At 68.9% G+C, this 8,590-nt stretch carries 11 protein-coding genes; 3 read left to right on the plus strand and 8 right to left on the minus strand.

From position 1 onward, the window contains the following. Positions 1–143: 143 nt before the first annotated feature. Positions 144–1,022, minus strand: coding sequence for an ATP-binding protein (locus IE321_RS39470; protein WP_229916786.1), 879 nt, complete (start codon positions 1,020–1,022; stop codon positions 144–146). A gap of 220 nt (positions 1,023–1,242) precedes the next feature. On the opposite strand from IE321_RS39470, the gene IE321_RS39475 reads away from it, so the two are divergent. Further along, positions 1,243–2,253 carry a quinone oxidoreductase family protein gene (locus tag IE321_RS39475; RefSeq protein ID WP_043232698.1) on the plus strand — a complete coding sequence of 337 codons (1,011 nt, stop codon included), beginning with the start codon at positions 1,243–1,245 and terminating at the stop codon, positions 2,251–2,253. Between the two features lie 303 nt (positions 2,254–2,556). On the opposite strand, the gene IE321_RS39480 is transcribed toward IE321_RS39475, so the two are convergent. Further along, positions 2,557–3,978 carry a hypothetical protein gene (locus tag IE321_RS39480; RefSeq protein WP_229916788.1) on the minus strand — a complete coding sequence of 474 codons (1,422 nt, stop codon included), beginning with the start codon at positions 3,976–3,978 and terminating at the stop codon, positions 2,557–2,559. A 73-nt stretch (positions 3,979–4,051) separates the two neighbouring features. Between IE321_RS39480 and IE321_RS42600 the strand changes: the two genes are divergently transcribed. After that, entirely contained in the window at positions 4,052–4,270 is a 219-nt protein-coding gene (locus IE321_RS42600) for a hypothetical protein (protein WP_229916790.1), read from the plus strand. Positions 4,271–4,316: 46 nt separating this feature from the next. On the opposite strand, the gene IE321_RS39490 is transcribed toward IE321_RS42600, so the two are convergent. Together IE321_RS39490 and IE321_RS39495 are read right to left on the minus strand one after the other, a co-directional pair. Continuing rightward, the gene (locus IE321_RS39490) at positions 4,317–4,685 is read right to left on the minus strand and encodes a VOC family protein (protein WP_190226486.1); all 369 of its coding nucleotides are present in this window, start codon (positions 4,683–4,685) and stop codon (positions 4,317–4,319) included. A gap of 336 nt (positions 4,686–5,021) precedes the next feature. Then, on the minus strand, positions 5,022–5,402 hold the full coding sequence (locus tag IE321_RS39495; protein WP_043227612.1) for a thiol-disulfide oxidoreductase DCC family protein: 381 nt from the start codon (positions 5,400–5,402) through the stop codon (positions 5,022–5,024). A 127-nt stretch (positions 5,403–5,529) separates the two neighbouring features. On the opposite strand from IE321_RS39495, the gene IE321_RS39500 reads away from it, so the two are divergent. After that, on the plus strand, positions 5,530–5,874 hold the full coding sequence (locus IE321_RS39500; RefSeq protein ID WP_190226487.1) for a hypothetical protein: 345 nt from the start codon (positions 5,530–5,532) through the stop codon (positions 5,872–5,874). Between the two features lie 358 nt (positions 5,875–6,232). Here IE321_RS39500 and IE321_RS39510 read toward each other — a convergent pair whose 3' ends face one another. The 4 genes from IE321_RS39510 to IE321_RS39525 all read right to left on the minus strand — a co-directional run. Continuing rightward, complete coding sequence (locus IE321_RS39510) at positions 6,233–6,604, minus strand: hypothetical protein (RefSeq protein ID WP_190226488.1); 372 nt, start codon at positions 6,602–6,604, stop codon at positions 6,233–6,235. Positions 6,605–6,886: 282 nt separating this feature from the next. Then, positions 6,887–7,396 (minus strand): hypothetical protein, encoded by a 510-nt coding sequence (locus IE321_RS39515; protein ID WP_229916792.1) that lies wholly within the window; start codon positions 7,394–7,396, stop codon positions 6,887–6,889. A gap of 467 nt (positions 7,397–7,863) precedes the next feature. Continuing rightward, a complete protein-coding gene (locus IE321_RS39520) occupies positions 7,864–8,091 on the minus strand; it encodes a hypothetical protein (RefSeq protein WP_190226489.1) in 228 nt (75 codons plus the stop codon). A gap of 253 nt (positions 8,092–8,344) precedes the next feature. Then, positions 8,345–8,590, minus strand: a 246-nt coding sequence (locus IE321_RS39525; RefSeq protein WP_190226490.1) for a cupin domain-containing protein, incomplete at its 5' end; no start/stop codon positions are given.

Consider the following 8,590-nt stretch of genomic DNA (forward strand, 5'->3'; position numbering starts at 1 on the left):
GTTTCCCTTCCGCTTCACACTGCGTCGAAGCGGGGGGGGAAGAGCGTCCCTGGCCGATTCCGGAGAACTTCGTCCCCTGCCTGGTGCTGCTCCGCCGCGGTTCGTGGAGGGGGTTGGAAGCTGGTCCGGACACGTCGGATGGGTCAGGCGAATGAGAAGTGCGCGGCGGCTTCGGCGGGCGTGGTCGCTTGGCTACGTCCGGGGACATCGTGGACGCTGGTTGCGCCCTCGGAGCGGAGCTGGTCGGCACCGGCGTCCCGGGTCATGATGTCGGCGTAGACGCAGACGTCCGTGGAGGTGAGGTCGGTGCGGCCTCGCTCGGTGTACTGCTGGATGAGGTCGGTGATCTCCGGGTTGAATCGCAGCATGGTCACTGGGGCGTTGAAGCGCCTGGCGATGGCGATGAGTCGTGCGCGTGCCTGTGGCGTGACGTTCGTCGACTCGGCGACCGCGTTGTGTCCGGCGGCGATCCGGCCGACGATCCTGCGGTCACGTTCCTCGAAGACCTCTGCATCCGCCGTGTCGGATTCCGCTTCGTCGGGTGAGGTTCGGAAAAGCTCCGCGCGGATCTCGTCACTGGACACCACGGCCTCCACGTCGATCTGCCCGCGCGCGATCAGTGCCTGAACGAAGCTGGTCTTGCCCGAGGCTGGTGGACCGACGAGGACGACGAGTCCTGTCGGAACCCGGATGGCCTGCGCGGGAGCATTGAGATGGAGGGCGCCGGCACAGTCGAGGGCTTCCTCCGGGGAACCGGCCGGCAGTCCGCTGGGCAGGACGTTGTCGCGGTAGCTGTCGCCGCCGGCCAGGTAGAGGGCGAAGCCCCAGGTGTGCAGTACGCCGGCGAAGCGCAGGCGGCACAGCGGCAGGCTCTGGCCGCAGGGCAACTCGGCGGTGACGTAGGCGAATCCCGCGCGGAAGCAGACCTCGATGGCGTCCACGTGCGGCCAGCGACGGCGGGCGTGGCGGTTCAGGCGCCGGCGCAGGTGGCGCTGCGTCGATTCCGGCGGGTTCTTCGGCACAGGCCCATCCTGTCGGGTGGGGCGGCGGCCCGCCATGACCGTTGGCCGTGCGGGATGGACGGCGAGTGCGGACGGCGGCTTCGGCAGGCTCCGAGGGCCGGTTCCCGAGGCCGGAGGAGTGTCCGGAGGCGGTGGTCGATGCGGCGGGCTGGTCCGCATGCCGGGAATCGGATCGCCATCAACGGAGTTGGTGGGAGATGAGAGCCGATCTTGGAGAGTCATGCGAGCGATTCAGGTGTACGAAGTGGGCGGTCCCGAGGTGCTGCGGGAGGCCGAGGTGGACCAGCCGCGGCCGGGTCCGGGCGAGGCGGTCGTGGAGGTCGCCGCATCCGGGGTCAACTTCCTCGACGTCTACCACCGCGAAGGCCGGTACAGCCTCCCACTGCCCTTCACCCCGGGCGCTGAGGGCGCCGGCACGGTCGTCGAGGTCGGGCCCGACGTCGCTGACGTCGCGGTCGGGGACCGGGTCGGTTGGGTGGAGATACCCGGCACGTATGCCGAGCGGGCCGTCGTGGACTCCTCCCGGCTGGTGCCGCTGCCCGACGACATCGACTTCGAGACAGCCGCCGCCGTGCTGCTCCAGGGCATGACCGCGCACTACCTCGTCAAGGACGCCTACCCGGTTCAGGGGGGCGACACGGTGCTCGTGCATGCGGCTGCCGGTGGCATGGGACTGCTTCTGACCCAGCTCATCACCCATCTCGGCGGCAGGGTGATCGGCACGACGTCGACCACGGCGAAGGCCGAACTGGCGAAGCGTGCCGGGGCCGCCGAGGTCATCCTCTCCTCCGCGGTCGACGATCTCGCAGCCGAGGTGAGGCGGCTCAACGGCGGTCAGGGACTGCCGGTCGTCTTCGACGGCGTCGGCGCGCACACCTTCGATGCGAGCCTCGCCAGCCTGCGACCCCGCGGCCATCTCGTGCTCTTCGGCGCGGCAAGTGGTGCCGTGCCGCCGTTCGATCCGATTCGGCTCGCCCACGGCGGTTCGCTGACCCTGATCCGGCCCAGCCTCGGGGACTTCATCGCCGATCGGTCCGAACTGCTGCGACGGGCCGCCGATGTGTTCGACTGGGTGCGCTCCAAGGCGCTTGAGGTCTCCGTGACGGGCCGCTACGCATTGTCCGAGGCCGCCCAGGCCCACAGCGATCTGGAGGCTCGGCGCACCACCGGCAAGCTGCTCGTCATACCCGATGCGGCCGCTCTTGGACGCCGCGAGGAGACGCGCAGCTGATCGCGGGAGACGAGGTCGGGGATCTTGGAGACTGAGACGTCGGGGGCATGACCGACCGTCATCACCAAGGTCCCCGACAGCGACAGGCACGCAGCAGGCCGAGATCGACCCTTGCTGGTTTCTGGCGTATCCGGGTCGCGCCCCTTCAAGATCCCTCAGCCGAGACCTGGCCCGCCTGTCCAGCTGCCCACCTCCCGGGACAGAACATCGAGCACGTATGCCTGCCACCAGGTATACGTGTCGGCACCAAAGCCACGGGGCGACGACGATGGCGGGCGGCATTCTGGACCGAGGTAGCCTCTCTCAGCTGTTCACCCCGGCTTCCCACTTGCGTCGGCGCAACACGTAGTCGCTGAAGAGATGCCGGCTCCGGTCCAGCAGTTCCCCCACCTGCGCGTCTCCGCGCCGCTCGTCCGGCGACGGATGCCAGCGCTGCACCGATTGCGAGGCCCAGGTGCGCAGCTTCGTATCCGCGTCCTCGAGCAGATCCACTGCTGCCCGCAGCGCCACGATGCCGCCGCGCGCATCGAGCAGCCGGAACGCGCCGACGCGGACGTGCCGCGGCCACTCGGAGCTGGTGCGCTCCAGCAGCCAATCAGCCGGCAACTCCTTGGCCGAGGGCAGCAAGGCTGCAGCGGTCTCGCGAACGACCCCGGCGGCAGGGTCGTCCAGGAGCGGCCGCAACTGTTCCGCATCCACACACTCCAGCACCCGCAGCCCTGCCACCGCCTGTGCCCGAACCCCGGCCGCCGGGTGCACGAGCAGCGGCCGCAGCAGCGCGGCGTCCGCGCGGTTGTCGCACTCGGCCAGCCCGATGACCGCCCCCGGCGGCAACGCGGTATCGTCCGCTGCAGCGCACCGCTTTCGGTACCAGACCGCCGGGTCACCGCCCTGTTGTCGTACGACGTAGCGCGCGCAACCACGCACGAGCGCGGAACGGTCACTGAGAAACGGCTCCGCCTGCTCGGACAGTCCTGCCCGTCTCAGCGCGGTGACGCCGGCCGAACGGACACGTGGGTTGCGTGCGGACAGCAGAGGAAGCAGCACCTCTTCGGTGGCAAGGTCATCCGTCAGAGCGGCGAGTACGGCCGTGGCACACAGGTCCTGGACCACAGTGTCCTGGTCCCGGGCTGCCGCACGGGCCAATTCGACGGGACCGAGCAGTCGGCCTTCGACGACCAGCCGGTAGGCGAACCGCCGGACGACACGGTCGGGGGCAGCGAAGAGAACGGCGAGCTGCCTGCTGGATGCCTGGCGCAGGACATGGCCGAGCACATCGACACCGAAGGCCCCCCTGTCGCGCCGGCCCAGACGAAGCACGAGCGGGGCAAGGTCGAGCGCAGATTCCACCGTCAGGGTTTCACGTAGCAGCAGCCGAGCGTGCTCGCGCACCGCGCCGACCCAGTCGGCGCAGCGGATCACCACCAACGGCAGCAGCCTGGGAGCCCGGACCAGCTGATGCAGGGCCTGCTGACGGACCCGCCCGTCGCGATGACAGAGGGCGAGCGCGAGCCGGGACTCGTCGAGCTGAGTGAGATCGGCGGGCAGCAGGGCGGCGTGCTCCCACCTCGGCAACAACTGCGGGTGGTGCCAGGTCGCCTCGCGCACCGCTGCGTCCAGCGCGAGCCAGTCAGTGGGGTCGGCGACATCGAGCACGCTGTGCAGCGGCGCACCCGCCGCCAGTTGCGCCGCCGCTGCTCTTCCGCCCTCGATGTCCTTGAGCATTCCCGTCCCTCCAGCAGACCTACCAGGTGATCGTAAGAGGCGGGGCTAGCCGACAGCGCGTGGTTTTGGGCCGGTGATCACCAAGGGCCGCTCCTGGCATCCACCAGAGACCGAATCCCGGGGCATCGCCCACGCTTCCGGTACAGGCGGACGCGCCCCGGTCGAACGCGGCTTTGCCCATCTGAAGAACCGGCGGATCCTCACCAAGCTCCGTACTGACCACGCTCGCGCCATCCACCTGTCTCGTGCGCTGCTCGTCCTGACGAACATCGAGGCCCCTACCGGCAATTGATCTCTACCGCAGGTAGCCCACGGCAGCACATGTCCCCTGAACAGCGTCACTGAGCCGGGATCGGCTGGGTGAGGTTCACCGGGTTGCCGTCGGGGTCCTGGATGTGGGCGACGCGCTGTCCCCACGGCATGTCGTTGGGGCCGCTGCCGACCGAGCCGCCCAGCGCCTCCACCCGGCCGAGCGTCTCGTCGACGTCGTCGACACCGATGCTGAGCAGGATCCGCGGCGCTGCCCCGGTCCCCGGGTTCGCCTTGGCCACCAGCCCGAGGTCGGTGTCGCCGATGCGCAAGCCGATGTAAAAGGCCGGGCCTTCCGCCGGCACCCGGAAGATCTCCTCGGCGCCGAACAATTTCGTATAGAAACCGAGCAGAACGTCGTGGTCGGCAGTGATGATCACCGGCTGGATGGTGGACATGGCACTCCTGTCGAGAACGGTCGTGTCACTGGGTAGACCGTTCAAGGACGGTGAACTCATCGGCAGATCCACCCCGCCGGACGATCTACCACCCAGACTGCCGCCCACGACCAGCACGAGCACGAGCACCCCGAAACGAAGCCACGCCACCCCGCTGACCAGCCACTTCTAGATGGGCGGAGCCTCTCTGAAAGTGCCTACTCCTCGAAAGTCCCTACTCCTCCTGGTCTCGGCCGGTGAGGGGCCGGGCCCGAGCGGGAGCGTGGCCCGGGCTGGCGAGGTGGCGGGTCTGCCAGCCGTTTGCGCCCCCTCGGTGCGCGGAGACGACGGGCTCGGTCACCCGGGGCGGCGGGGCACGGCGCAGGCAGGGCTTCCTCCCGGCAGCCGGTGGCGGTGGGCCGCGACGAGCCGGTAGACGCCTCGGGCGACCCACCGCACGCCGGGCAGCAGGAGCACCGCCCCCAAAGGTGCCCAGACGCCGCCTGCGCTCAGGAGAGCCTTCGCCACGGCCCGGGCCCCACCGTCCACCGCTCCCGACGGTGTCACCCACAGCACCTCGTACGTGGCACGCTCTGGCGTGACGCCGAGGGCATCGAGGTTCGTGAACTGCCACGGAACGATCTCGCAGCGCGGCCGCACACGCCGTTCGGTGAAGTTCGCCGCCGTCGTGCAGAAGCCGCAGTCTCCGTCGTAGACAAGCACAGGTCGAGAGCGCATACCTCCATCATGCTGTGCCGCGCCGCCGGGATCCCGCCGTGGCCTCCCTCGCTCTTCCCTCTCCCCCGGTGCTGAAGCGGCGTGGCGCTGACGGGCTGCGAGGGTGGGCGTTTGCCAGGGTGGAGAGGTGACGGCTCATGCGCGAAAGCCCGCCCGCACCCCCGACGGCCGGTATGTGATCATCGACGGCCGGCGCTGGCGGGCCACGGACCCCGACGTGCCCGAGGACGTGGCCGCCCGGCTGCGGTCCCACCTCATGGCCGCTCGTCGCGCCGTCGCCAGGGCCCGCCGCGCCCAGGACACGGCTGCCGAACGTGCCGCCCGCGACCGCGTGCACACCGCGAAGATCGCCCTCGGAGAACGCGGCACGCCGTGGTGGGACCAGCAGGAGCCCGAACGCCGCGCCCGCTGGAGCGACGGACTGGCGGCACTCGACGGACACGGTGACCAGAAGGACGCCGACGAAACGTGAGCAGCCCCGGCTTCCGGTACCAGGGCCCGGAATGTCCGCCTTCGCGGCACCCCCGAACGGGGCCCGTCGGGCTCACCTCCCCACGGCCCCACCCCGTGAACCGCAAGGGCAACGGCAACTGGGTGCGGGACCGGATTCCGCAGATCATCCGTGTGGACGGGGCCGGCTCGGTGGCCGTCCGCCGACCTTCGACCGGGAGGCCTACCGACAGCGCGACACCGTCGAACGGGGCATCACCAAGATCAAGCGGTGGCGCGGTCCCGCGACCCGCTACGACAAGACCGCCACCATCTACCTCGCCAGACTCCACATCGCCGCCATCTCCATCCGGTCAGCCAGGTGGCTCCAGCCGGCCTGCCTAAACCCATCCCTGGCCGAGGTGGACCGTCCAGGTACCTCCCACTGCCTTGTGCAGTTCAACCAGGGCTGCAACCTCGGCGATGGCTGTCGGAGCGTCGGACAGTCGCAACGGGGAGTCCGGAATGCTGTTGCGGGTGTAGACCGGCAGCTCGCCGTCGCAGTCGAAGGCGTGAAGCGATGGGGAAGCATCGTTGAACCACGCGGGACAGTTCTCCTCGGCCCATGCAGCCGCGGCGTCGACACGATCCACATGCACCAGTAGACGCTCAGGAGCAGGCCCGCCACTGAACTGGACGAGGAACCCCTGAGCGTCCACTGCCCACCAGTCCCACATGAATCCAGGTCGGGGGTGCCGCAGGACTGTCGTCATGCCATCACCGTATCCAGGCCGGACAAGAGCGTTGAAGGTGATCCGAAGGAAACGGCCTGAGGGCTTGCAGGGGATCAACGTGTTGCTTCCCTGCAAGCCCCTACCCCGTGGCCGCTGCCAGGGCACAGGCCGGCCCTGGCCGCGATGCTCCGAATCCCAGGGCCAATCAAGATCAATATCATCGGGATGTCCCGTACGTCAGTTGCTCATGCCCGGGGAGGCCCATGGGTTCAGAGAAACCGAAGTCCCTTCAGTGGGAGCTCACCGGTCGGTCCGTGTGCGTCAGCTGCGCAGATCTGCGGGTTCGACGGCAACCGCGGGGTGGGCTGCGAGGCGGCGGGCTTCGGCGGCGACCTCGGCATCGACCTGGTCCACGGTTCTGTCGCCGTATTCGAGGATGTCGTACTCGTCGTCGAGTGCAGCGAGGCGCTCGGTCAGAGCCAGCTCATGTCCATGGCGCTGGTGAATCCGGAAGGTGAACTCCCGAGGCGTGAGCCCTCCAGCGAGCATGCGGCGTGCGAGGGCTCGGGCGGCGGCTTCCTGACCGGTTTCGCTGCCGACCGGATAGAAGGTGAGTCCGAGTTCGACGAGTGCCGCCGGAAGCAGGTAGTGGACGTCGTAGTCCGCTTCGGCGCGCGTGCAGGCGGCGAGGATGCGAAGGCCTGGGGTGTCGAGTCCGGCGACGAGCGCACCACAAGCGGCGTCCACGACATCGCTCGCGCGGATCTCCCCCATGCTCCAGAGAGCGGCATGGTCCTGGAGAGCGATTGCTGCTGCTTCGGTCGACGTCACTCGTCCATGATCCCCTTCTTCCTGAGTCCTGGTCGAGCAGATTTCATCGAAGCTGCTGTTCGACGGCCTGCTCCAACCGGGCTCGCACGGCGTCCGCATAGCGCATCGCGGTCTTCTCCTCGAGCCCGCAGACCTCCGCCGAGAAGCAGTCGATCAGACCCGTGAGTCAGGGTCTCTTCAAGCTGCCGGTCAACGCGAAGCCGCTCCAAGGTGGCGTCCTGCCGTCGGAGCGACGCACTGATTCAGTGGTTTGCCCGGCTGGTGGTGTTGGCGGTCTGATCGTTGATCAGCAGGTAGAGGTTCGGGGCGCTCGGCCACCGCGCCCCCGGTGGCCGAGCCGGACCGTCAAGAGGTTCAGGGCGATGGGGTGCTGCTCGATTCACAGGCGGACGGCCACCGGGAGCCGATACTCCCCCGGCGACCACACGCCGTGAGCCGACACGCTGGATCCCGATTGGCCACTCGCGTCACTCGGGAAGCGAGAAGCCCAATTCCCGCAGGCGAGGCAGGCACGCTTCAAGGCACTGCCCCACCGAGGCGCCGTCAGCTCGCACGAGGATGTCGTCACGCAAGGGGGCGCCACTGGCCACGAACGTCCAGGGTTTGCGCCGCTCCGCCATCCGTTCGGCGTCGGCCTTGAAGAGCACCGTGACGCCCTGCTCAGCCAGCGCTTCCATGATCGCCACGACGTCCATCGGTGATCCCCCTGAGAAGTGCTTCGAGCACACCATCGTGAACCTACCTGTCCAGGACCCCGCCACGAGCACCGACCTCACTGCTCAGGGAGACCGTCCGCAACCCTGCCAGGTGGAATACGCGACACCTCGACATGCGCGCCTACCAAGCTTCAACCCCCTGCTCCAAGGCCGTCCGCGCCAGTACGGGGAGCAGCCCTCGATGAGCAGCCACACCGGACAGGCGGTCTGGTCGGACCGATTCGTTCATGTCCTACGCGGGACCCGGGGGCAGGTGGACGGTCATGATCAGGCAGCAGGTCCGGGTGCCCGTGCCACGGTACGTGTGGGTGGTGTCGGCGTCGAAGGTGGCGGTCTGCCCGGCGGCGACGGGGTATTCGGTGCCGTCGACGACGAGGACCATCTCGCCGGCGGTGACACTGACGGTCTCCACCACGCCGGCCTGGTGGGGGTGGCTGGGGTACTCCTCGCCGGGCTCCAGCGTCCAGCGCCAGACCTC

The organism is Streptomyces hydrogenans (assembly GCF_014656075.1).
Taxonomy (GTDB): Bacteria; Actinomycetota; Actinomycetes; order Streptomycetales; family Streptomycetaceae; genus Streptomyces; species Streptomyces hydrogenans.